Genomic DNA, 25,028 nt, shown 5'->3' with positions numbered 1-25,028 from the left:
CCCGTTTCCTCCCCCCTCGTCTGGAGCTCCCCGCCATGCAGAACACCCCTGTCGCGTCCTTGGTCGGGGAGGAGTACGAGGTCGAGGTCGGCCCGGTGGCCCACGGCGGCCATTGCATCGCCCGTACGGAGGCGGGCCGGGTCCTCTTCGTCCGCCATGCGCTGCCCGGCGAACGGGTCCGGGTGCGGGTGACCGAGGGCGAGGAGACCTCCCGCTTCCTGCGCGCCGACGCCATCGAGGTCCTCGACGCCTCCAAGGACCGCGTCGAGGCCCCCTGCCCCTTCGCCGGCCCCGGCAAGTGCGGCGGTTGCGACTGGCAGCACGCCAAGCCGGGGGCCCAGCGCCGCCTCAAGGGCGAGGTCATCGCCGAGCAGCTGCTGCGGCTCGCCGGACTCACCCCCGAAGAGGCCGGCTGGGACGGCACCGTCATGCCCGCCGAGGGCGACAAGCTCCCCGCGGGCGAGGTTCCGCAGTGGCGCACCCGCGTCCAGTACGCCGTCGACGCCGAGGGCCACGCGGGGCTCCGCAAGCACCGCTCCCACGAGGTCGAGGTCATCGACCACTGCATGATCGCCGCCCCCGGCGTCTCCGAGCTCGGCATCGAGAAGCGCACCTGGGAGGGCATGGCCGCCATCGAAGCCATCGCCGCGTCCGGCTCCCACGACCGCCAGGTCATCCTCACCCCGCGCCCCGGCGCCCGCCTGCCGCTCGTCGAACTGGACAAGCCGGTCTCCGTGCTCCGCGTCGACGAGAAGGACGGCGGCGTCCACCGCGTCCACGGCCGCGCCTTCGTCCGGGAGCGTGCCGACGACCGCACCTACCGGGTCGGCAGCGGAGGCTTCTGGCAGGTCCACCCGAAGGCGGCACAGACCCTCATGCTCGCCGTCATGCAGGGCCTCACCCCGCGCAAGGGTGAGACGGCCCTCGACCTCTACTGCGGGGTCGGCCTCTTCGCCGGTGCCCTCGCCGACCGCGTCGGCGACCAGGGAGCCGTCCTCGGCATCGAGTCCGGCAAGCGCGCGGTGGAGGACGCCCGGCACAACCTGGCCGGCTTCCCGCGCGTCCGCATCGAACAGGGCAAGGTCGAATCGGTCCTCCCGCGCACCGGCATCACCGACGTCGACCTCATCGTCCTCGACCCGCCCCGCGCGGGCGCGGGCAAGCAGACCGTCCACCACCTGGCCGGCCTGGGCGCCCGCCGCATCGCCTACGTCGCCTGCGACCCGGCGGCCCTGGCCCGCGACATCGCCTACTTCGCCGAACGCAACTACCGGGTGCGCACGCTGCGCGCCTTCGACTTGTTCCCGATGACCCACCACGTGGAGTGCGTGGCGATCCTTGAGCCCGCCTCAAAGGGCTCCTGACCTGCTTTTTCTTCGGGTGTGCGTTATGGGCCTTGCGTGCGTTAGGTGCGATATCTTGACGCACATTCGACGCACATGACGCACGTTTGATGCACGGACGGCCCGGTTTCTGATAGGTCGTCATGCGCGTTTGGCGACCGCCGGGTGGAGCCCTCGGCTGTGAGGCTGTGGGCATCTTGAGGCGGCCGGGGCACTGGCTGCGGAACTGTTGGCCGACCCTGCCTCATCCGCTTCTCGGTAGTGACGTTCTGTGACGCTCGATGGAGTGCCCGGTCCGCTTTATGTCAGGGGCCGTAGGGGCTCCAGTGCCCGAGAGAGGGCCTGAGGCCGTCGGCTCGTGGTTCGGGGACGTCGGGCAGTCGGGGCGGTGTGCGCAGGGGGTCGAGGCGCTCCACGTGTGCTGCTGCCCAGTCGATCCATGCTTCGGCTTTGGTTCTGGTCTGCCCCGGCGGCATGGTCTCGACTCGGGTGCGTACGGCGCTCACGTACTCCGCGAGTCGGGTGGCGTGGCGCGGTACGCCTCGGCGTACTGGATGCGCGCTTCTTCCATGGCTGCTTCCCAGCGGATGCGCTTCTGGCGGGTCGCTTCGATCTCGTCGAGACGTCTGCGTTCGGCGGCTTCGCCGCGAAGCGTGACCTCCTGGAACGTCGTTTTAGATGACTGTCGAGGGCATGCCATTTAACGGGCTGCAGTCGGCAACGAAGCACCCGTACTGATCGTGAGTGCGGCGGCACCGGCCTCGCACGGGCCTGCGACCTGGTGAGGCGCGGCATACGCGCCCGCGTGGTCGAGCGCTCGGATCGCCTCTTCCCGGGTTCGCGGGGAAAGAGCCTGTAGCTGCGCACCCAGGGGGTCTTCGCCTTCGCGGGCGTCGTACGGGAGCGACCGCGTGTGGATTCAGCGCAAGACCGGGAAGGGGTCTGTACGGTCGGCCGGACAGTCTCCCACGTGATCATCAACGCCCGGTTTTCCGCCATCGACCCCGCTCAGCCCACCGCCGACGAAATTGGCCCCGTCCAACACGCCTGGGCCACAGCGAGCACCAACAGCCCTCAATGACCTACGAGAACCGCGACAGCCGAGCGCAACCGAAACCCCTACGAATCGCCGCGACTGTTCCCCGTCGGGATCACCTGGCCCTAGGGGCCCCTTAGGGGTTAGCCCGAGCCCTGCGCCCTCCATAGCGTGCAGCCCTGGTCAGGGCAATTGCCCACCCAACGACGAAGTGACGGGGTTGTATGAACAGCGTCAGCGTGCTGATCAGCGGGGCCGGGCCGACCGGTCTGGCCCTCGGGCTGGAACTGGCCCGCCGGGGCGTACCGGTGCGGATCATCGACAAGGAGCAGAGTTTCACGACCGCCTCGCGCGGCAAGGCCGGCATCCAGCCGCGCACCCTGGAGGTGTTCTACGACCTCGGAGTCATCGACAAAGTGCTGGCGTCCGGTACGCAGCGGCTGCCGTTCCGGCGCTACCGCCGTGACCGGCTGATCAACGAGACCATCCCGTACCTGGGCAACGCGCCCACGCAGGGCGAGCCGTTTCGCCGGCTGCACTTCATGCCGCAGTCGCGGGTCGAGGAGATTCTCCGGGAGCGGCTGGCCGAGTACGGCGTCGTGGTCGAACTGGGCACCGAACTAGTGGAGTTCGACCAGCCGGGTCCGGACCGGGTGACGGCCGCCCTGGCGACCGCGCAGGGCACCGAGCAGGTGTCGGCCGCCTACCTCGTCGGTTGCGACGGGGGCCGCAGCCTGGTGCGCAAGCGACTCGGCATCTCCTTCGAGGGGTTCACCGAGGCGGAGAAGCAACTGATCGTCGGGGACGTCGAGATCGACGGACTCGCGCCCGACGCCTGGTACCAGTGGCTGGACCTCGACCTCGGTGTGGTCATGCTGTGTCCGCTCAGCGGCACGCGCTCCTGGCAGATCCAGGCCACGCCCCCCGTCGACGCGGACGGCCGGCCCATGGAGCCGTCGGTGGAGGCCCTCCAGCGGGCCGTCGACCGGGCCACGGGCATGCCGATCCGGGTCCATGACGCGACATGGCTGTCGACCTCGCGGATCAACGTACGCATGGCCGACCGGCTGCGGGTGGGCCGGGTGTTCCTGGCCGGGGACGCCGCGCACGTCCACCCCGTGCTCGGGGCGCTGGGCGCCAACACCGGCGTGCAGGACGCCTACAACCTCGGCTGGAAGCTCGCGCTGGTCCTCGCCGGGGCGGCACCGGAGCTGCTCGACACCTACCAGGAGGAGCGGCTCCCGGTGGCGCGCTGGACGCTGGACACCAGCGTGGCCAGCACCAGGGCCGTGTTCGAGGAGATGACCGGCGGCACCGGCGGCGCTGAGGCCGGCCTCACCCAGGAGACCCTCCAGCTCGGGCTGGAGTACCGGGCCAGTTCGCTCAGCCGCGCCACGCTCGCCGACACCGGCGGCGTCCAGGCCGGCGACCGCGCCCCGGATTCGGTGTGCCTGGACATGGCCGGCCGGCTCGTCCGGCTGTTCGACGTGTTCCGCGGCCCGCACTTCATGCTGCTCGGCTTCGGCGCCGACTGCGAGGCGGCTCTGCGCGAGGTGGCGTCCGCCCGCCCGGACGACCTCAGGACCTGTCTGCTCGGCGAACGGCCGGCGGCCTACGGACTGCGCGCCGACGCGCTGGTCCTCGTCCGCCCGGACGGCTACATCGGGCTCACCGCGCCGGCGGGGGACAGCGCGGCGGTGCTCGGGTACCTCGGCTCGCTGCTCGGCGGCGCGGTGTCCGCCGCCACCGCCTGATCAGGCCACACACGGAAAGGAGAGTGCAGATGGTCTACCGCCCCGACTACTTCCGGCCGCCGGACCTGGAGGCGCAGTGGGACCTCATCGAGGAGTACCCACTGGGCCTGATGGCGCTGTCGGTGGAGGGCCGGCCCGCCGCCGTCCACATCCCGTTCGTGCTCGACCGGCACGCCTGGCCTTACGGCAAGCTGCGCGGGCACCTCTCGCGCGGCAACCCGATCTGTGAGGCGCTCGCCGGAAACGTCGAGGTGGTGGTGGCGTTCCTGGGCCCCAGCGCCTACATCTCGCCCGACCACTACGCCTCGCAGCCGCACTTCCCCACCTGGGCCTATGCGGCCGTGCACGTCACGGGGCGACCGCGGCTGCTGGACGAGGTGCGCACCATGCGCCAGTTGGACGATCTGATCGAGGATCAGGAGAGCCGGCTCGCGCCGAAGCAGCCCTGGTCGCTGCCGCGCCGGGCGAGCGCGCTGTTCGACGAGTATCTGCGGCTCATCCAGGGGTTCGAGATCCCGATCGGGCGCATCGACGGCGTGTACAAGCTTGGCCAGAACAAGTCCCCGGCTGAGATGGCCTCCCAGGCGAGGGCCTTCCGGGAGCGTGGCACGGACAGCATGGACCGGCTGGCTGATTACATCGAGCGGCACAACAACCTGCCCCCGCAGGAGCCCGGCCACGGCCCGGCGGAGCCGGCGGACCCGGCGGGCTGAGTCGGCGTACGACGGCAGACGACGACGGCGCCGCCTCTTCGGAGGCGGCGCCGTCGTCGTTATTGTCACTTCTGGGGGGCGACCCCGGCCAGGCCGTGGCGCAGCAGGGCGTAGGCGTGGTCGGCGTCGGCGACCGCCTCGGGGTAGACCTCGCCCGCGGACCGGCCGGCGACGATGCGCTGCCAGTTCACCGACGCCAGGATGCGCTCCGTGGCGATGACCTGGCCGGCCAGCAGGGCGGCCGTGATCTCGCGGTCCGAGTCGAGGGCGTCGACCAGGGTCCGGGCCAGCGTCTCTTCTGCCTGGGCCAGGTACTGGCTGACGCGCGCCACCAGGCTCGGCGTGGAGTACACGAGGTGGTGGAAGTCCAGGACGCCTTGGTCGTCGTTGAGCCCCGTGATGGGGTCCCGGGCCGCCAGCCCGTCCAGGAAGTGCTGGTGCAGGGCGTCGATTGCGGACACTCCCGGCGGCCGCTCCGCCACGACGGTGCTGCTCACCGTCTGGTGGTCGGCGAACCGGTGGACGACCAGGTCTTCCTTGGTGGGGAAGTACTTGAACAGGGTGGGTTTGGACACCTCGGCCAGGGCCGCGATGTCAACGACCGAGACCTGGTCGAACCCGTGCTCCAGGAAGAGCGTGATCGCCGTGTCGGAGATCGTCTCTCGCGTTCGCTGTTTCTTGCGCTCCCGCAAGCCCATCGGCGCATTCACCAGGCCATCCTAACACATCCCCTTACCCAGGCAATCAGGTAACCGAGTCTGTGAATTGACTTGGTTAAGAAATCTGCTCTAGTGTCCGCCAGCGGAAGACGGACGGGCCGGATCGAGCACCGCCCGCTGTGAGGGAAGGACATCAGGACATGGCACAGGCAACAGCGGCCTCCACCGAGAGGTCGGTGCGCTACCGGTGGTGGGGGCTGGGGGTGATCGCCCTGGCTCAGCTGATGGTCATGCTGGACATGACCATCGTGAACATCGCCCTCCCGTGGGCCCAGCAGGACACCGGGATGTCGGACGCGAGCCGGCAGTGGGTGGTCACCGCCTACACCCTCGCCTTCGGTGCCCTGCTGCTGCTCGGCGGACGGGTCGGCGATCTCGTGGGCCGCAGGCGCGCCTTCGTGGCTGGCGCCGTCGGCTTCGCTGTCGCCTCGGTGGCGGGCGGCGCCGCGCCGAACGCCGAGGTGCTCGTCGGAGCCCGCGCGGCGCAGGGCGTGTTCGCCGCGCTGCTCGTGCCCTCGACCCTGGCCATGCTCGCCACCACCTTCACCGAACCGCGCGAACGCGCCAAGGCGTTCGGTGTCTTCAGCTCGGTCGCCAGCGCCGGTGGCGCCATCGGCCTGCTGGGCGGCGGCGTGATCACCGAGTACCTCGACTGGCGCTGGTGCTTCTACGTCAACGTGCCGATCGGTGTGGCCGTGGTGGCCGGGGCCTTGCTGCTGCTGCCGGCGATGCCGGCCAACCGCCAGCGCGTGGATGTCCCCGGCGCGGTGCTCTCCGCCTGCGGCATGCTCGCCCTCGTCTACGCCTTCGACCAGGCGGCAACCCATAGCTGGACCTCGCCCCGCGTCCTCGGCTGCCTCGCCGCCGCCCTGGTCCTGCTCGCCGCGTTCGGCCTCACCCAGGCCAAGGGGCCGGCTCCACTGCTCCCGCTGCGGCTGGTCGCCGACCGCAACCGGGCGGGAGCGAGCCTGACCATCGCCCTGGCCATGGTCAGCCTCTTCGGCCTGTTCCTGATCCTCACCTACCAGTTGCAGGTGGTGATGGACTTCTCGCCGCTGCGCACGGGCCTGGCGATCCTGCCGGCGACCGTGGCGACGGTGCTCACCTCCACCCAGATCGCCGCTCGGCTGGTGCCGCGCGTACCACTGCGCCTGCTGGTGGTGCCGGGCCTGCTCATCGCCATGCTGGGCCTGCTCAACCTCGGCCGGCTCACCCCCGACAGCTCTTACGCCTCGACCCTGATGCCCACCCAGATCCTGCTCGGCATCGGTGTCGGACTGGTGATCTCGCCCTGCATCGGCGCCGCCACCTACCGCGTGCCGCCGCAGGAGGTGGGTGTGGTGTCGGCCTTCGTGAGCACCTCACAGCAACTGGGCGGCTCCATCGGCACGGCACTGCTCAACGCCATCGCCACCAGTGTGACGGCCGACCGGCTCGCGGCCGGCAGCCGCGATGAGCGGGCCGTGACCGAGGCGACCGTCCACGGCTACGCCGTCGCGAGCCTGTGGGCTGCGGGCATCACCGCCCTCGCCGCGGTCGTCGCGGGCCTGCTGATCACCATCGATCTGCGCAAGCCCGCACAGGCTCCCCCGGAGCCCGCGCGGGCCGCGGAAGGCGATCTGGCGCCCAGCAGCTGACCCACCACCAGAACCAGCAGCCGCCAGGTGACCTCCCCCGGCCCAGTGGCTGCTCCGGCCGCCCGCCGGGAGTCAGCCGACGGACCCGGTGGGCGGCCCCTATCAGGCCCCTAGACCCCCTCTCCTTGCCGTGGATCGGCTTCGGCCCGCCAGGGCGTACGTAGGCTCAGCACGACCCGCGAACGGCCCGGAGCCGTCATTTTCGAGGATGTGCCCATGCTTCAGGATTCAGCCCCTCTGGAACTCGACGACGCGTTCATGCAGGACCCCCACTCCGTGTACACACGGCTCAACGCCGAAGGCTCGGCGCACCGGGTGATGATGCCTCCCGGGGTTCCCGTGTGCGGCGGACTGCCGGTCTGGCTGATCACCGGATACGAGGAAGTGCGCTCGGCGCTGGCGGATCCCCGGCTGAGCACCGACCTCAACAGGACGGACCGGCTGTTCGCGCAGAACGAGCCCGACCGCAACAAGCGCGGCGCCTTCTCCTCCGCCCTCGCCACCCACATGCTGCACTCGGACCCGCCGGACCACACCCGGCTGCGCAAGCTGGTGAACAAGGCATTCACCAGCCGCGCCATCGAAAAGCTCCGGCCGGAGATCGAGCAGATCACGGGCCAACTGCTAGCCGCCCTCCCGGACGACGACCCGGTGGACCTGCTGGACGCGTTCGCGTTCCCGCTGCCGATCCGGGTGATCTGCCTGCTGCTGGGCGTGCCGCTGGAGGAGCAGGAGAACTTCAAGTCCTGGTCCAAGGCGCTCGTCTCCGGCGACTCGCCGGCCTCGACCGCCGCCGCCTCGGCCGCGATGATCGAGTACCTCGGCGACCTCATCGAACGCAAGCGACGTACACCCACCGACGACGTGCTCGCCGCGCTGGTCTCGGCCCGTGACGTCGACGACCGGCTCACCGAGACCGAACTGGTCTCCATGGCCTTCCTGTTGTTCATCGGGGGCCACGAGACCACCGTCAACACCCTCGGCAACGGCACGATGCACCTGATGCGGAACCTGGACCAATGGGAGGCGCTGCGCCAGGACCGCTCCCTGCTGCCCGGCGCTGTGGAGGAGTTCCTGCGGCTGGAGAGCCCGCTGAAGCACGCCACCTTCCGGTGTGCCACACAGGACCTGCGCATCGGCGACACCGAGATCCCGGCCGGCGACTTCGTGCTGCTCGCCCTGGCCTCCGCCAACCGGGATCCGGAGCGCTTCGGCGATCCGCACACCCTGGACGTCCGCAGGCCCACCGGCGGCCATGTCGCCTTCGGGCACGGAATCCACTACTGTCTCGGGGCGCCCCTGGCGAGGATGGAGGCGCAGATCGCGTTCGGCGCGCTGCTCGACACCTTCCCCGCCATGCGGCTCGCGGTCGACCCCGAGGACGTGCGGTGGCGCACCAGCACGCTCATCCGTGGGCTCCACTCACTGCCGATGCGGCTGAACCGCCCATAGTGTCCAGGCCCTGGGGAAGTTCGTCTCGGCGGGACAGGTTGAGCTTGCGCAGGACACGTGTCATGTGCTGCTCGACCGTGCTGACCGTGATGAACAGCCGCCGGGCGATCTCCCGGTTGGTGTGACCCTCCGAGGCGAGGGCGGCGACCCGCAGCTCGGCCTCGGACAGTACGTCGTGCACCTGTTCGGAGGCCTCGTGCCCGGCGGCACAGCCCCGGCCGTCGGCCGACCGCTCCGCATCGGGGAGCAGGCTCTGGCTGAGCGGCTTGGCATGGCACTTCTTTGCCATCCGGTACGCACGCCGGACGATCACCCGGGCCCGGTTGGACTGCCCCAGCAGATGGTAGACACGGCCCAGATCGCCCAGGGCGTGTGCCAGCAGCAGGTCGCAGCCGGAGCCCTGGAGTTCGTCCACGGCCTCCCGCAGCGCCCGTAGCCGCTGCCGGGGCTCCATCGTCGAGGCCAGCAGACGCAGGGCGTTGCCGTGCACCCGGGGACTGCCCTTGTGCCGGGCCAGTTCCTCCCGCAGATACGTCACGGCCTGGTCCGTCTCGCCCAGGCGCAGCCGGGCCTCGGCCACGCCGGTACGCCACGGGATGAGCGTGGTGTCGGCTACCCCCCAGCTCACCAGGGCCTTGCCGCACGCCAGGAAGTCGCCGAGAGCGGCCTGAAGACGCCCGGTGGCCAGATGGAACTGGCCTCGGGCGTACAGGTAGTGCTGGCCGAACAGAGTCTGGAAGACCGCCTCGGGCACCGGCTGGCCGAGCCGGGTCCGCGCCTCGTCGTACCGGCCCATCGCGGTCAGCGCGTATATCGAACTCGCCAGCGGCAGGCCGACGCTGAGCCCCCAGCCCCGTGACGACATCCGGGACAGCGCCAGGTCGCTGTGCCGCTCGGCCTCCAGCAGCCGGCCCTGCCGGATGAGGTTCGCCGCCCGTAGGGAGGACAGCAGCGCGTCCCAGGTCGGGATGTTGCGCTCGCGGGCCGCCTCCAGCAGCGTGGTGCACCACGCGTCGACCTGCTCGGTGCGGTCGGCGTAGAACAGCGTCATCAGCGCCAGCGGGATGGTCTCAAGCGTCGGCGTCAGACTGGACATCTCCAGCACATGAGCGGCGCCGACCACCGCCGGCTCGGGTTCGCCGCCCCGCAGCACGACGGACAGGGCGGTGGCCGCGTGCAGTCGCGGCTGTGCGGCGATCGCGGCTGGGGCGATCTCGTCGGCGACGTCGGGGGACACATCGCCGAACATGCGCCGGTGGAACGGCGGGCACAGTACGGACAGCCACCGCTGCAACACCCGCACCTCGGCCACACCCTCCTCGTCGGGGTCATCGGCCAGCTGCCGGTCGACCAGCTCGAGCACCTCCGCGGCCTCGTCCACGTAGCCGTGCCAGACCAGGTTCTTGATCAGGGACATCGCGCCCGACGTGGCCGTGAGATGCCCGGCCTGGAGCGCCTCCTTCAGTTCCGGGAGCCTGCGCATGGCCTTGGCCGGGTCGACCTGCCAGGCGGACAGCGTGCGCTGGAACAGGATGGACGCCCGCAGCGGGCCGTCCGGGCAGATGGCGTGGGCCAGGTCGAACAGCTGCATCGCCTTCGGGAACTCGTCGTGGGCAAGCGCGTCGTCTGCGGCTTCCCGAAGTAGTGGGGGTGCCCAGGATTCCGCGATACCTCCCGCCGTCACGATGTGTTCGGCCACCGTGGCCGGATGCGCGCCGTTGTCGTGCAGCAGTACGGCGGCCCGCCCGTGCAGCCGGGCCCGTTCCTCGGCGGACACCTCGCCTCCCAGCACCGTGTGCATCCTCGGGTGGCGGAAGCCCGAGCCCACCAGCAGTCCCGCCTGGGTCAGTTCCTGAAGGTGCCGGGTGGGCGGGTTGGTGCTGTCCCGGTCGGGCAGCACCGCCAGCGTGTCCGGCCCCAGCACCGCCAGGTGCCGGGCGAGATCGGCCGCGGGCGCGCTGACCCGGTGGACACAGTCGACCACCGCGGAGTCGAACACCTCCCCGGCGACCGGACGTAACGCGGTCGGGTCCATGCCATGCGTGGCGTTGCGCGCGTCCTCGATCAGCGCCTGCATCAGCAGCGGGCTGCCCCCGCTCGCCGCGTGGAACTCCGCTGCGCCGGCCTCGTCGGCGGGCACGCCCAGCCGGTCGGTGAGTAGCAGCCGGATGTCGCCGACGGTCAGCGGGCCGATCCGCAGTCGGTGGAAACCGGGCTGCCGGGCGAACTCGGCACGCGCGGTGGCGTACGGCGGCAGGGCCTGCGGCCGGTCGGTGAACACCATCAGGACCCGGGAGTCGACCATGCGGCGGGCGAGATGGCCGAGCCAGCCCAGCGACTCGGGGTCGGCATCGTGGATGTCGTCGACGGCGAGGACCAGGGGATGCTCGTCGGCCAATTCCATTACGGCGGCGCAGAATTCACCCGTCGATTTGTCGCGTTCGCCTTCCGTCGCCCGGGTGACCGACGCAAGGCTCCGGCCGACGGCTGCGAGCGTGTTACTCGTACGCTGTGAAGCTCCTTTGAATCTCTCTGTGCGCCATAGGAGTTGGTGGGCGACCCCCCATGCGTTGGCGCGTTCCCGCGGAGAGCAGGCCGCTCTCAGGATGAGGGATCCGGATTTCGCCGCTCTCTGGGTGAATTCGCGGAGGAGGGCGGTCTTGCCGACCCCCACAGGGCCACTGACCAGGGCGATCGGACCCGCTCCGCAGTCGCGTGCGGTCAGCAGGTCATGCAATTGGGTGAGTTGTATGTCCCGTCCGACGATGGACATCCGCAGGATGCTCCCTATGGTGCCGAGGCTTCGGTATGACTTCAGTCATCCTGCAACTTCAGAGAGTCCGTCGGAGGTTCAGTGATCACCGTCACAGCGATTTGGCGCAAGTGTGACCGTCGAAAAAACTAATTCAGCCAACTTCGAGAACCAGGGCAATTTTACGCCTTGGGGTTCTTCAAGTGGTCGTAAAAAATGCGGCCCGGGGCCCCGGGCCGCACATCTCGGACACGTCCGCGTCGTCAGGCGGCGAGCGGCTCCGGCAGCGGCCGGGCGTGCAGGACGTCGAGCCGGGACACCGCACGCGTCACCACGACGTACAGCCGGTGCAGTCCGCGCGGCTCGGACTCGACGATGGCGGTCGGCTCCACCACGACGACATGGTCGTACTCCAGGCCCTTGACGACCGTCGCGGGCAGCACGGTCACCCGGGTGGCCGTGCCGACCTCCTCGGCCGTCGCCGTCTCGATGCCCGCCCTGCGCAGGGCCGCCGAGGTGGCGGCGACCGCGTCGTCGGCGGCGATGACGGCGACCGACCCCTCGCGGTCGAGGGCGGCACGGACCGCGGACACGGTGGCGGACGCCAGATCGTTGACCGCGCTGACCGTCAACTCGCCGTCGTGGCGCAGCGAGCGGGCCGGCGGCACGTCCACGCCGAGGGCGCCCACCAGCCGGTTGGCCAGCTTCATGACCGCGGCGGGGACACGGAAGCCGGTGGTCAGCGGGACGACCGTGGCCTGCGCCTTGCCCAGGTGCGTCAGCTGCTCCTGCCAGGTCCGCGCCGACCAGGGTGCCGTCGCCTGGGCCAGGTCGCCGAGCACCGTGATGGAGCCGAACGCGCTGCGCCGGGCGATCGCCCGGCACTGCATCGGCGACAGGTCCTGGGCCTCGTCCACGACCACGTGGCCGTAGCCCTCGGGGCGCTCGATGAGCCCCGCGACCTCGTCCAGCAGCAGCATGTCCTCGACCGACCAGGTGGCGCTCTTCTCCGACCGCGGAGGCTTCGCCCACAGCAGGGCCCGCTGCTCGGCGGTGTCGAACACCCCGTCCGTCGCGGCCTCCATCACCGCCGGATCGCTCAGCAGCGTGGCCACGACCTCCTCCGGCCGTGCCACCGGCCACGCCGCCTCCAGCAGCGCGGCGACCGGCTTCGAACGGCCGATCTTGCGCGCCCAGGTCACGCTCTTCGGGCCGGCCCGCCGCTCGGCCTGCTGCTGGATCAGCGTGACCACCCGCGAACGCACATGCTCGCGGCCGATCCCGTACGGCACCCCCATGCCCCGCACCTCGTCGATGACCCGGGCCAGGTCGTACGAGTCCACCCGCCAGCGGTACGAGCCGTCGGTGACCGCGATGGACTCCTCCGGGTGCCTCACCCGGGCGTACAGCGCGCGCTCAAGGACGGTGGCCATACGGTCGCTGTGCTTCAGGACGCTGACGTCCTCGGAGTCCGCCCGCCGCACCGGGTGCCGTGCGACGACGTCCTCCACCGTCAGCTGGGCGATGTCGATCTCGCCCAGCGACGGCAGCACCTCGGAGATGTAGCGGAGGAAGGTGCGGTTCGGGCCGATGATCAGCAGGCCGCTGCGCTGCAGCCGCTCGGGGAACGTGTAGAGGAGATATGCGGCGCGGTGCAGGCCGACGGCGGTCTTGCCGCTGCCCGGGGCGCCCTGCACACAGACCGACTCGTTCAGCTCGCTGCGGACCAGGTTGTCCTGTTCCGGCTGGATGGTGGCGACGATGTCGCGCATCGGGCCGAGGCGGGGCCGCTCGATCTCGGCGGCGACGATCGCGCTCGCCGCGTCGCCGTCGTCGCCGCCGTCGTCGCGGGCGTGGTCGAGGTGCTCGTCCTCAAGTCCGGTGAGGTCCTCGGGAGCGCCGTGGCTCCACGGCGCCCACCCGAAGCGCCGCCGCACCGCGACGCCGCGCGGCTCCAGGGCGCTCGCCTGGTAGTAGGTGCGGGAGACCGGCGCACGCCAGTCGATCACCAGGGGCGGTGCGGCCGGGTGTTCCGAGACCCGCCTGCGGCCGATGTAGTACCGCTGCCGCCGGTGGTCCCCCGCCTCCTCGGTGTCCTCGAAGTCGAGCCGGCCGAAGAACAGCGGGCTGTCGGGCTCCTCCGCCATCTGCCGTGCGCGGGTGCGCAGGTAGCGGCCGAGCGCCTCGGCGCTCGCGCCGTCACCCGACACGTCCTCGCCCGCGACGACCTGGTACTGGGCATCGTCCACCTGCCGGGTCATCGCCTCGCGGCACACCGTGACGTACGCACGCTCCAGGGCCAGCTCGTCGTCGAGTCCGACGGCCTCCTGGGTGCCGTACGTGTCCTGGACGTGTGACGTCATCGATCGACCTTTCCGAAGTGACGGCCTTGCGCGCCGCCCGACGAGACCGGACGGCGAGTTCCGGGTCCCAGCATAACTGAACCCGGTTAATAGACTGGCTGAGTTGTGTTATTGCTGGCCGGATACCGGCGGCCCGTTACCGCCTGGCCGCGATCAGTGCGCCCAACACCGCAGCGCGGACCAGATGACCGGGGGCGTACAGCTCCTTGCCGATCCACAGTGGGGGGTGGTGTTCGGCGTCCAGGCCGTGCTTCAGGAGGAAGGCGCAGCCCCGGTGTACGGCCTGGGCCGACTTCTCGGAGCGGGCGTCGCCGTCGGTGGTGAGTTCCAGCAGGGTGCGTACCGCGTAGGCGGTCTCCTCTGGGGTGCCGTCCCAGCGGCCCCAGGAGCCGTCCTCGTGCTGCCGGTGCAGGAGCCAGTCGACGGAGCTGCCGAGGGCTTCGGCCGAGGCCGGGCCGGCGTACCGGTGCAGGGCCAGGGCGCAGCGCATCGTCGCGAAGTAGGGCGAGGCGTGCCACTTGTCGGACCAGCTGCCGTCCGGCCCCTGGCGGTCGCGCAGCCACGACGCGATCCGGGCGACGGCGTCCCGGTACCGGTCCCCCTCAGCAGGACCGTCGGCCAGGTGGCAGCCCAGCGCCTCCAGGATGTGCGCGTTGGTGGTCGTGGACGGCTCGTGCTCCGGGATGGTGGACATGAAGTGGCTGCCCGCGTCGTACTGCCACAGGTAATCCGGCTCCTGCGGCGCCCCCAGGCGGGCCAGGGCCGTCAGGACGATCGCGCTGGTCTCCGCCTCGTACGCGAACCCCGGCGCGGTCGGCGCCCCGGACCGGCCGACGTCACCCGGCAGCTCCTTCAGCAGCGGAGCGAGCACCTCACGCTCCACCCCCGCCGTTGCCAGGGTTCCGGCGATCCACGCCCGCTCGTAGTACACGATCGAGGTCATCGCGGCGACCGCGCCGGATCCCCGCTCCTGGGCCTGCCGCAGGAAGCACACCGAGGGGTGCGCGGTGTCGGCCGGCTCCCGCGGGCCGAGCCAGGCGGCGGTCGCGGCAGCGGAACAGCCGACGACCCCGTCGACCGGCTCCATCTCGGCGCCGCCGACGGCCGCCTGGCCCACGATCTCCAGATAGTGACCGGCGAGCGGGTTGCGCCAGGCACCCACGCGCAGCCCACGCAGCGCCTCGTCGGTCAGCCCGTGCGGCAGCGCCAGCGGCTGCACCGGTCCGTCCCCGAGGACGGCGAACCGGGCGTTGATCCCCTCCACCAGAGCGGGGATGACCATGAAGAACACGACCGTCGACGGCACCGGCTCCTCGGCGCTGCGCGCCACCAGCGCGGCCGCCGCCGCGAGCCCCCGCCGCGCGGCCTCGACGAGCGCCGCGGGCGGCAGCGGCAACTCGCCGCCCTCCCGGCCCAGCACGGCCAGCAGCGCCTCCGTCGCGCTCAGTGTCGGCACGAGGGCGTACCCGCCGGGGCCGCCCCAACTGCCGTCGGACCGCTGCTCGTCGAGGAGATACCGGACCCGGGCGGCGTCCCCGTCCAGCCACGGGGCCAGCGACACCAGCCGGGCCGTCTCGTACACCGAGGGACCCAGCGCGCCGGTCGGGTCGTCCAGCACCCGCTCGACCAGCTCGGCGACGAGCCTGTCGAGGTCCACGCCCGTGGGCGCGCTCATGCGGGGAGCTCCTCGGAGACGGTGATGCTGTCGACGAGCAGCGACGACGGCAGCGTCGCCGGGTCGGGGTCGCCCGGCAGGACCGGGCCGCCGGGGCTGCCGATGATGATCGCCAGACAGAAGTACACGGGCTGGTCGAACAGCCAGCCCTTCGGAGTGGTGTCCTGCGGGGTCAGCTTCAGGTACTCGCGGCCGTCCAGGTACCAGGTGATCGAGTTGGGGCCGCGCCGCCAGACCGCCGAGTAGGTGTGGAAGTCCGCGCTGAGCGGGCTGCCGTCCTCCGTGGTCGTACGGGCGCCCATGCCCAGGGACGGGATCTGGTGGCACTCGGGGGAGTGGACGGCACCCCACACCGAGTCCGGCTCGGAGCCGAGCGCCTCCAGGACGTCGATCTCCCCGGCCCGGTACCACGCCTGCACCGGGTCCTCGTCGCCCCGGTGCCGCAATTGCGTGCCCCAGGCCCACAGCGCGCAGTCCAGGCCCGGACCCGCTGCGGTCTTCACCCGGGCGTCCAGGCGCAGCGCGCCGCCGGGCCGCGGCACGAAGTCCTCGCGCCGGGTCTCCAGCCACGCCGCCCGGTACTCCCCGTCCTCGTGCGTGGCGGTGATCCGCAGGTGCCCGGCGCCGTCGAGGCCGACGTTCGCGGGGTCGTCTGTGTGGAACTCGATGCCGGCGCCGAACGGCTGCCCGGTGACGACCTGCCACAGGGCGGGGTCGGGCGGGGACCCGGCCGGGCCCTCGAACGTGTCCTGCCACAGGACCTTCCACGACGGCGGCGCGGTCGCGGCGGCCGGGGCGGTGGCGTGCTTCTGGTTCACGGTCTCCATGTCTTTCTCGGGCTCCGTCTTCCTCAGTTGCCCGGGGCCGACGGTGCGGCGGCGTCCGGATCGAGATGCTCGGCCATGGCGAGCGGGGTGGGATGGGCGAACAGGTCGGCCAGGCGCACAGGCACACCCAGCGTCTTCTCGATGCGCTGCACGAGCTGCGCGCCGAGCAGCGAATGCCCGCCGCTGTCGAAGAAGTTGGCGTGCGGGCCGAGGTCGGTCCGACCGAGCGTGCTCTGCCACAGGGCGAGCAGCCGCCCGGCCGTCCCCGACTGCGCCTCGGGCGAGGCCTCTTCCGCCCCCGCGGCCGCACTGCGCTCGGAGCGGCGCTGCTCGGCGAGGCGGGTCAGCGCGAGATGGTCTCGCTTCTCGTTGGCGGTGGTCGGCAGCGACTCCAGCACGACGATCTCCTGGGGTACGGCGGCGGAGGGCAGCAGGGACCGGGCATGGGCCGTCAGTCCGGCGGTGTCCACCTCGGCCACGCCGTCCCCTCCCTCCGCTCCTTGCGCCGGTTCCACGAACGCGACCAGGGCGGCGTCCGGCCCTCCGCGCCCCACCACGACGACGGCGACGTCCCGTACGTCCGTACGGTCGAGCAGCACCGCCTCCACCTCGCCCAGTTCGATCCGGTGGCCGCGCAGCTTGATCTGGCGGTCGGTCCGGCCCAGCAGCTCGACGCTGCCGTCGGGCCGCAGCCGGGCCAGGTCGCCGGTGCGGTAGTGGCGCCCGTACGCGGGATGGTCGCGGAAGCGGTCCGCCGTCAGCTCGGGGCGGTCGTGGTAGCCCAGCGCGACGCCCGCCCCGGCGATGCACAGCTCGCCCTGCACACCGACCGGCAGCTCCCGGCCGTCCGGGTCGACGACGAACACCTGGGTGTCGGCGATCGGACGGCCCACGTCCACGCGGACCACCTCGTCCGGCACCGGCCCCGAGGTGGACCAGATGGTCGTCTCGGAGGGGCCGTACACATTGAGCAGTGAGCCGCCCGAGGCGGCCAGCGTGCGGGCCAGCGCCGGCGGCAGCGGCTCCCCGCCGCAGACCAGGCGCCGACCGGCGAGCTGTCCGTCCGCCGCATCGGCGACGACCCGCCAGGTCGTCGGGGTGGCCTGCACGATGCCGACGTCGTGCGCGACGACCTCGGCGAGCAGGGCGCGGCCGTCGGTGCGGGCCTCGTCGGAGGCCACGACCAGCCGTCCGCCGCACACCAGCGGCAGAAACAGCTCCAGGGCGGAGATGTCGAAGGCGAAGGTCGTCAGCCACAGCACGGCGTCGTCCGCGGTGACCTTCAGCTCCTCGGCGAAGTGCTGGACCACGTTGGCGAGGCTGCGGTGGCCGACCAGGGTGCCCTTCGGCTTCCCCGTCGAGCCGGACGTGTAGATCAGGTAGGCACAGCAGTCCGGATCGGGGCCGCCCGCACCGGGGTCCGGCAGCGGGCCGGAGCCGTCCCGCGCGAGCGGCTCCAGCGGAACGACCCGCGCCCGGACCCCCTCGGGCAGCTCCACGCCCGGCGCCGTGAGCACCGCCTGCGCGCCGGAGTCCTCCAGGACGTACGCCAGGCGCCGCACGGGGTGCTCCGGATCGACGGGCAGATACACCGCTCCGGCCAGCCACACCCCGAGGGCCGCGGCCGCGAGTTCGGGACCCCGGGGCGCGGCGAGCGCGACGATGTCACCGGCCCTCACCCCGGCGTCCGCCAGGACGTCCCGGGTGTGCTCGGCGGCCCGCCACAGCTCGGCGTACGTCGTGCTGCGACCGTCGCCCACGACCGCTGGCGCGGACGGCGTCAGCGCCACCCGCTTCCGCACCGTCGCGAGCACGCTGGGCGGATCCACCGGGCGCGCGGTGTCGTTGCTCGCGGCCAGCACGGCGAGGTCGGAGGGCCCGGCCAGCGGCAGTTCGCCCATCGGCCGGTCCGGCCCCTCCGCGGCCGCGAGCAGCAGCGCCTCGAAGCGTTCGAGCAGCCCCTGTACGTCGGCCCGGTCCAGCACCTGCGTGTAGTACGCGGCCCGAACGGTCACCTTGTCCGCCGAGGACAGGAAGAAGAACTCCAGGTCGAACTTGCTGAAGCCGTTCTCCACGGGGAGCCTGCGGGCCGTGGTGTCGCCGAGGGGGAAGCTCGTACGGCCGTCGTGCGGAACGTAGTTGAACAGATGGCGGAAGACGGTGTTGCGCCAGGAGGCGCCGCCGTCCCTGCGCAGTTCCGGCAGCAGGACGTCGACCGGCACATCGGCGTGGGCGACCGCCCCGAGGAACGCGTCGCGGGCGGTCCGCACCAGGTCGCGGAAGCCGCCGCCGAGGTCGACGGGTATGCGCAGCGGCAGGGTGTTGACGTGGTAGCCGACGGCCCTGGACGCCTCGCGCGCCCGGACGTTGACCGGGGTGCCCACCACCAGGTCGGGACCCGCGCCGTGCCGGGCCAGCAGTAGGCCGTACGCGGCCAGCAGCACCACCGCCTCCGGCGCGCGCAGCTCCTTCTGCAGCCGGCGCAGTACCTCGGTCGCCCGCGGGGACAGGTCGGCCGTGATCTGGTCACCGGTGAGGGTCGGCTCGGGAAGATCCTCGCTGCCGCACCACAGGGCGAGGCCCGCGGCGTCGGCCCCGGCCAGCTGCCCGCGCCAGTACTCCACGGCAGCCGCGCGGGGAGCGGGCTCCCGGTACGGCGGCTGCGCGGCCAGCAGCTCCGCGGGTGGCGTGGCACCGGCCGCTAGTGCCGTGTACCCGGCGGTGAACTCCTCCAGCAGGACCGCGCCGGAGACCGTGTCGAAGACCAGGTGGTGGACGGCGAGACAGAACGCGTCGCCGTCCGCGCACCTCACCCGCGCGGCCCGCACCAGCGGCCGCCCGTCGATGTCGAAGGGACGCGCGATGAACTCCCCGACGACAGCGGCGACCTCACCCGGCTCCGCCGCCAGCTGCTCGGCCTCGATCCGCAGGGCAGCGGGGTCGAGCACCTCCTTGACGAGGCCCGCCTGCTCCTGCCGGAACATCGTGCGCAGCGCCTCGTGCCGGCGCAGCAGCAGATCGACCGTGCCCTGGAGTGCCGGGCCGAGCAGCGGCCCGTCGGCCTGAAGGGCGACGGAGAGGTTGTTGACCCCTTTGACGGGCACCAGCTCGTCCAGGAGCCAGAGGGCGTGCTCCTTGCTGTCGGCCGGGCGGGACCGGACTTCCGTTGCTTCTGGCATTCCTACCGTTCCGTGGGTTCGCGGGAATTCGCGGTGGCGCGTACGTACGGGATTCGCGCGTACGGGACTTGCGCGTACGTGACTTCTCAGGCGGGCCTGTCCGCGCCGAGCAGCTCGGTCACCGTGCGGGTGACACCGGGGTCGCGCAGCAGGTCGACGTGCGGGACGTCGACGCGCAGTTCCCGGCCCACGACGATGTCCTGGCCGGCCGCGCGGGAGCCGTTCAGACCGCTCGTGGGCGACGAGGACGTGACGACGACGGCCTCCCGCCACGCGGGCAGAGGGTCGATGTCCGCGGCCGCGATCAGATAGCCGACGAACGACGCGAAGACCGCGGTGATCTCCTCCGTCCGCTTGGCGTCCAGTTCCAACCGGTCGAAGGCGGGCTTGGCGGTACGCCGGTACACGTCGAGGAGTTCGGCGCCCAACGCGGCCATCGTCGTGTGCTGCTCGTGCGCCCGCCGCGCCTCGTCCGCCGCCTGCGCGGTCTCCTCGGCACTCAGCAGGGCGGACATGGAGTCGAGGACCTTGTAGAACTGCGAGTACAGGGTCAGCGGGCCGGACTGCTCGGGGTCGAACAGCACCAGCGCGGGCGCCTGTTCCTGCCGGGCGGCGAGGCGGTGCGCGATCGCGCCCGCGTAGACGCCGCCGACACAGAAGCCGAACACCGCGCGGACCGGGCGACCGTCGGCCGCCACCTCCTCCAGCCACCGCTCGACGGGGTCGGCATCGCCGGCACCGGTCCCGGCCTCCTGGGGAATCGTCTCCCAGATCGAGCAGGGCAGCAGGTCACCCAGACCCGAGGCCAGATCGGTGAAGCGGCCCTCGGCCCGGCCGGTGGCGTCGAAGTCCACGGCGAGCACGAGCTCGTGCGCGTCCGCGTTGCCGAGAACCCGCCACGTCTGCGGATCGGTCATGGTTCGGGATCCCCCATGGTCTGTGGAAAACACTGCGTTCGGTTCGGTGGAAAACGGTGAACTCACGTTCGTGGAGAACGGTGAATGCACGTCCGAGGACGGTGGATTCGTGTTCGGGGACGGTGAATTCGCGTCCGTGAAATACGGAGAATGCGCGGTCACGCTAACTTCGCCTCCTGGCTCGGATAACCCCTAGCCGACCCCTGCGACCCCCAGCCGTGTGGCCAGCACCTCGGCGACCGCGTCGGTCTGCTCCGAGACGTAGAAGTGACCGCCGCCGAAGACCCGCAGGTCGCACGGGCCGGTGGTGTGCTCCTGCCAGGCCCGGGCCTCCTCCACGGTGGTCTTCGGGTCGTTGTCGCCGGTCAGCGCGACGACGGGGCAGCCGACGGCCGCGCCCGGCGCGCTGCGGTAGCGCTCGATCGCCTTGTAGTCGGCCCGCAGGGACGGCAGGAACATCCGGACGATGTCCTCGTCGTCCAGCGCCGCCTGCGCGGTGCCGTCCAGGGCGCGGATCTCCCGCAGCAGCGCGTCGTCGCCCTTGCGGTGCAGGTCCTCGCTGCGGTGCCGGGAGGGGGCCCGGCGCCCCGACACGAACAGGGACACGGGCGTCACGCCCGCCCGCTGCTCCAGCCGCGCGGCCACCTCGAAGGCGACGGACGCGCCCATGCTGTGCCCGAACAGGGCGAGCGGGCGGTCGGTGCCGACGGCCTCGACGACCGCGTCGAACGCGGCGTCGGCCAGCTCGTGCAGGTCCTCGAAGGCGGGCTCCCGATGCCGGTCCTGACGGCCGGGATACTGCACGGCCACCACGTCCAGCCGCCCGGCGAGCGCCAGGGACAGCGCGTGGAAGGACGTGGCCGAGCCGCCGGCGTGCGGGAAGCACACCAGGGTGACACCGTCGGCGGGCGCCGGCTGGTAGCGGCGGATCCAGGGGCTCTCGATGGGTGTGGTACGTGTGGGGGTCATGACGCGGTCCTCTTCATTTCCTCGTGCAGGTGCGCGGCGAGCTCTGCCGGCGTGGGGTGGTCGTAGATCAGCGTGGGCGGCAGGTCGAGGCCTGTGACCTTGGTGAGCCGGGCGCTCAACTCGACGGCCGTCAGCGAGGCGAACCCGGCCTCCAAGAAGTCCTGTTCGGCTGGCAGCGCGTGCGGGTCGGCGTGCCCGAGCACCGCGGACGCGGCCGACCGCAACGCCTCCAGCAGCAGCGCCGGTCGCTCGTCCTCGGACGCCTCGGCCAGGGCCCGCGCCAGGTCCCCGTCGTCCTTGGACGGCTGGGCGTCCTCCGGCGCGTCCGCGGCGGCGGGGGCGCGGCTGTGGTCCCACGCCGACAACAGCGACAGCACCGCGTTCAGGGAGTCGGCCTCACGGGCGAAGTCGACGTCGAGCAGCGCGGCCAGAGCAGCGACGTCCCGGCTGCCGACAGCGCGCCAGAACCGCCGCTCCAGGTCGCTGCCGCCGGCTGGCGCCTGCTGCGGCCCCGACGGCAGCCAGTACGCCGTGCGCTGGAAGGCGTACGTCGGCAGCTCGACCGTACGGGCGCCGGTCGGGGCGAACACCACCGCCCAGTCCGGGGACACACCGTGGACGTTCAGTTCGGCGACGGCCGTGGCCAGCGCCCGGGCGTCGGCGCGGTCGCGCCGCTGGACGGGCACCACCAGCGCCTGACCGCCGAGGCACTCCCGGGCCATAGCGGCCAGCACCGCGTCCGGGCCGACCTCGACGTATGCGGTGACGCCCTCCTTCTCCAGATGCGTCAGCTGATCGGCGAAACGCACTGCCTCCCGCGCGTGCCGCACCCAGTAGCCGGGGTCCTGGAGCAGCCCGTCCGACGCCGTCTCGCCGGTGACGTCGGAGACGACCGGGACGCGCGGCGCCCGGTACGACACCTCGCGCGCGACCGCCGCGAACTCGTCGAGCACCGGATCCAGCAGCGGCGAGTGGAAGGCGTGACTGACCCGCAGCCGCCGGGTCCTGCGGCCCAGACCCTTGAAGTGTGCGACGATCTCCTCGACCGCGCCCTCACGGCCTGACACGACCACGGCCGACGGCCCGTTGACCGCGGCCACCCCCACCTCGTGCGTCCGGACGGACAGTAGCGGCAGCACCTCGTCCTCGGCCGCCTGCAGCGAGGCCATGGCCCCACCCGCGGGCAGCGACTGCATCAGCCGGCCACGGGCCGCCACGAGCCGCGCCGCGTCGGGCAGGTCGAAGACCCCGGCGACATGGGCCGCCGCCAGCTCACCGATCGAGTGCCCCGCCAGCAGCTCGGGTCGCAGCCCCCACGCCTCAAGCAGCCGGAACAACGCCACCTCGACGGCGAACAGCGCGGGCTGGGCGTACTCGGTGCGGTCCAGCAGCTCCGCCTCCGGGGAGCCGGACTCCGCGAACACCACCTCGGCCAGGGGTCGTTCCAGCACCGGTCCGAACTGCGCGCAGACCTCGTCGAACGCCGCCGCGAACACCTCGAACGAGGCGTACAGCTCCCGGCACATCCCGGGCCGCTGGGTACCCTGCCCCGAGAACAGGAAGGCGACCTTGTGACCGCCCGCGGCGGCACCCGTCACCACGGACGGCGAGCCCTCGCCACGGGCCAGCGCCTCCAGCGCCGCGAGCCGCTCCGCCGGGTCGTCGCCGAGCACCGCACCCCGGTACGCGAACGAGGACCGGGTCGTGGCCAGCGACAGCCCGACCTGCGCGGCAGTCAGCTCCGGCCGCTCCTGTACGAAGTCCCGCAGCAGGGCGGCCTGGGCGCGCAGGGCTTCCGGACTCCTGCCGGACAGCACCCACGGCGGAGCGACGAACCCGCCCGGCTCGCCCTCCTCGGTCCCGGCCTCGTCCGGCGCGGCATGCTCCAGGACAACATGGGCGTTGGTCCCGCTGATCCCGAAGGACGACACGGCCGCTCGCCGGGCACGGCCGGTCTCCGGCCACTCGGTGGTCTCCGAAAGCAGCGAGACGGCTCCGGAGTCCCAGTCGACGTGGGTGGAGGGGGTGTCGACGTGGAGGGTGCGGGGGAGGAGGCCGTGGCGCATGGCCATGACCATCTTGATGACGCCGCCGACGCCGGCGGCGGCCTGGGTGTGGCCGATGTTGGACTTCAACGAGCCGAGCCACAGCGGCTGTTCGGGGTTGTGGTCCTGGCCGTAGGTGGCCAGGAGGGCCTGGGCCTCGATGGGGTCGCCGAGGGTGGTGCCGGTGCCATGGGCCTCGACCACGTCAACGTCCGCTCCGGTCAGCCCCGCACTGGACAGGGCCTGGCGGATCACCCGCTGTTGCGCGGGCCCGTTCGGGGCGGTGAGGCCGTTGCTCGCGCCGTCCTGGTTCACCGCGCTCCCCCGCACCACCGCCAGCACCGGGTGGCCGTTGCGCCGCGCGTCCGACAGCCGCTCCAGCAGCACGACGCCAGCGCCCTCGCCCCAGCCCGTGCCGTCCGCGGAGTCCGCGAACGCCTTGCACCGCCCGTCGCGGGCCAGCCCCCGCTGCCGGCTGAACCCGATGAACGTACCGGGCGTGGTCATCACGGTCACGCCGCCCGCGAGCGCCAGCGAGCACTCGCCGTTGCGCAGCGACTGCGCGGCCAGATGGAGGGCCACCAGCGAGGAGGAACAGGCCGTGTCGACCGTGATGGCCGGGCCTTCCAGAGCCAGGTGGTACGCCACCCGGCCAGAGGCGATGCTGCCGGAACTGCCGTTGCCGAGGAACGCCTCCAGCCCCTCCGGTACCTCGGTGACCTGCGTGCCGTAGTCGTGGTACATGACGCCGGCGAAGACGCCCGTACGGCTGCCCCGCAGGGTCCGCGGGTCGATGCCGGCCCGTTCCACGGCCTCCCAGGAGGTCTCCAGGAGCAGGCGCTGCTGGGGGTCCATGGCGAGGGCCTCGCGGGGAGAGATCCCGAAGAAGCCCGCGTCGAACTCGGCAGCGTCGTAAAGGAATCCGCCTTCCACCGCGTACGTCGTGCCGGGGTGGTCCGGGTCCGGGTGGTACAGCGCCTCCGTGTCCCAGCCCCGGTCGGCGGGGAACCCGGAGATCGCGTCGCCGCCGGAGCGCACCAGCCGCCACAGGTCCTCCGGAGTGCGCACCCCGCCCGGATAACGGCAGGCCATGGCTACGACGGCCACCGCGTCCTTGTCGGGGTCCAGGCCGCTGCGCCGAGCCGGGCCAGCCTCGGTGCCGGGCTCGTCACCGAGGGCCTCGGTGACCAGATACCGGGCCAGTTCGACCGGGCTCGGGTGATCGAACACCAGCGTGGCGGGCAGCCGCAGTTCGGTGGCCGAGGCCAGCCGGTTGCGCAGCTCGATGCCCGTCAGCGAGTCGAAACCCAGGTCTCTGAAGCTGAGTTCCGCCTCGACTTCCCCGGCGCCGGCGTACCCCAGGATCCCTGCGGTGTGCTCCCGCACCAGGCCGAGCACGAACGCCATCCGCTCGGCCGGCTCCAACTCGCCCAGCCGGGCGGCCAGGGACCGGCCCTGCGGTTCGGATCCCTCCCGGGCGGCGGCGCGGCGCACCTGCCGGCGGACCAGCCCGCGCAGCAACGCCGGCACGGGCTCCTCCGCGCCGAGGGAACGCCGCAGCGCCGCCACGTCGAGCCGGATCGGCAGCAGGTGCGGCTCGCCCGCCGCGCAGGCCGCGTCCAGCAGTCGCAGCGCCTCGTTGCTGGA

At 72.0% G+C, this 25,028-nt stretch carries 13 protein-coding genes and 1 pseudogene; 5 read left to right on the top strand and 9 right to left on the bottom strand.

The genetic code is table 11. The annotated features are described in order from the left end of the window. Nucleotides 1–35 precede the first annotated feature (35 nt). The 3 genes from ACFW22_RS31315 to ACFW22_RS31305 all read left to right on the top strand — a co-directional run bounded on the left by ACFW22_RS31315 (nt 36) and on the right by ACFW22_RS31305 (nt 4,846). Complete coding sequence (locus ACFW22_RS31315; protein WP_386411179.1) at nt 36–1,364, top strand: class I SAM-dependent RNA methyltransferase; 1,329 nt, start codon at nt 36–38, stop codon at nt 1,362–1,364. 1,239 nt (nt 1,365–2,603) lie between these two features. After that, nucleotides 2,604–4,133 carry an FAD-dependent monooxygenase gene (locus ACFW22_RS31310; protein WP_386411176.1) on the top strand — a complete coding sequence of 510 codons (1,530 nt, stop codon included), beginning with the start codon at nt 2,604–2,606 and terminating at the stop codon, nt 4,131–4,133. 29 nt (nt 4,134–4,162) lie between these two features. Continuing rightward, complete coding sequence (locus tag ACFW22_RS31305; protein WP_386411173.1) at nt 4,163–4,846, top strand: FMN-binding negative transcriptional regulator; 684 nt, start codon at nt 4,163–4,165, stop codon at nt 4,844–4,846. Nucleotides 4,847–4,911: 65 nt separating this feature from the next. Here the strand turns inward: ACFW22_RS31305 and ACFW22_RS31300 are convergent, their stop codons facing one another. Further along, nucleotides 4,912–5,556 (bottom strand): TetR/AcrR family transcriptional regulator, encoded by a 645-nt coding sequence (locus ACFW22_RS31300; protein WP_386411170.1) that lies wholly within the window; start codon nt 5,554–5,556, stop codon nt 4,912–4,914. 149 nt (nt 5,557–5,705) lie between these two features. Between ACFW22_RS31300 and ACFW22_RS31295 the strand changes: the two genes are divergently transcribed. Together ACFW22_RS31295 and ACFW22_RS31290 are read left to right on the top strand one after the other, a co-directional pair. Beyond that, nucleotides 5,706–7,202 carry an MFS transporter gene (locus ACFW22_RS31295; RefSeq protein WP_386411167.1) on the top strand — a complete coding sequence of 499 codons (1,497 nt, stop codon included), beginning with the start codon at nt 5,706–5,708 and terminating at the stop codon, nt 7,200–7,202. Between the two features lie 216 nt (nt 7,203–7,418). Beyond that, nucleotides 7,419–8,654, top strand: coding sequence for a cytochrome P450 (locus tag ACFW22_RS31290; RefSeq protein WP_386411164.1), 1,236 nt, complete (start codon nt 7,419–7,421; stop codon nt 8,652–8,654). On the opposite strand, the gene ACFW22_RS31285 is transcribed toward ACFW22_RS31290, so the two are convergent. The 8 genes and pseudogenes from ACFW22_RS31285 to ACFW22_RS31250 form a co-directional block, all read right to left on the bottom strand. Then, nucleotides 8,608–11,427, bottom strand: a complete 2,820-nt coding sequence (locus ACFW22_RS31285; RefSeq protein ID WP_386411161.1) for an ATP-binding protein — start codon at nt 11,425–11,427, stop codon at nt 8,608–8,610. The genes ACFW22_RS31290 and ACFW22_RS31285 overlap by 47 nt on opposite strands. Before the next feature lie 242 nt (nt 11,428–11,669). After that, complete coding sequence (locus ACFW22_RS31280; protein WP_386411158.1) at nt 11,670–13,769, bottom strand: HelD family protein; 2,100 nt, start codon at nt 13,767–13,769, stop codon at nt 11,670–11,672. A gap of 136 nt (nt 13,770–13,905) precedes the next feature. Further along, entirely contained in the window at nt 13,906–15,444 is a 1,539-nt protein-coding gene (locus ACFW22_RS31275; RefSeq protein WP_386411155.1) for a prenyltransferase/squalene oxidase repeat-containing protein, read from the bottom strand. After that, nucleotides 15,441–16,271: a family 16 glycosylhydrolase gene (locus tag ACFW22_RS31270; protein ID WP_386411152.1), complete on the bottom strand. Its 831-nt coding sequence runs from the start codon at nt 16,269–16,271 to the stop codon at nt 15,441–15,443. The genes ACFW22_RS31275 and ACFW22_RS31270 overlap by 4 nt, the downstream gene beginning before the upstream one ends. A gap of 23 nt (nt 16,272–16,294) precedes the next feature. Beyond that, a complete protein-coding gene (locus ACFW22_RS31265; RefSeq protein WP_386411149.1) occupies nt 16,295–19,450 on the bottom strand; it encodes an amino acid adenylation domain-containing protein in 3,156 nt (1,051 codons plus the stop codon). 86 nt (nt 19,451–19,536) lie between these two features. After that, a complete protein-coding gene (locus tag ACFW22_RS31260) occupies nt 19,537–20,367 on the bottom strand; it encodes a hypothetical protein (protein WP_386411145.1) in 831 nt (276 codons plus the stop codon). 192 nt (nt 20,368–20,559) lie between these two features. After that, nucleotides 20,560–21,336 (bottom strand): thioesterase II family protein, encoded by a 777-nt coding sequence (locus ACFW22_RS31255; protein ID WP_386411142.1) that lies wholly within the window; start codon nt 21,334–21,336, stop codon nt 20,560–20,562. Next, nucleotides 21,333–25,019, bottom strand: a pseudogene (locus tag ACFW22_RS31250) (beta-ketoacyl synthase N-terminal-like domain-containing protein); the annotation flags it as partial. The gene ACFW22_RS31255 and the pseudogene ACFW22_RS31250, both read right to left, overlap by 4 nt. Nucleotides 25,020–25,028 lie beyond the last annotated feature (9 nt).

The organism is Streptomyces sp. NPDC058872, from assembly GCF_042743065.1.
Lineage (GTDB): Bacteria > Actinomycetota > Actinomycetes > Streptomycetales > Streptomycetaceae > Streptomyces.
The sequence above is the reverse complement of the archived record's forward strand: the minus strand, read 5'-3'. Positions and strand labels throughout refer to the sequence as shown.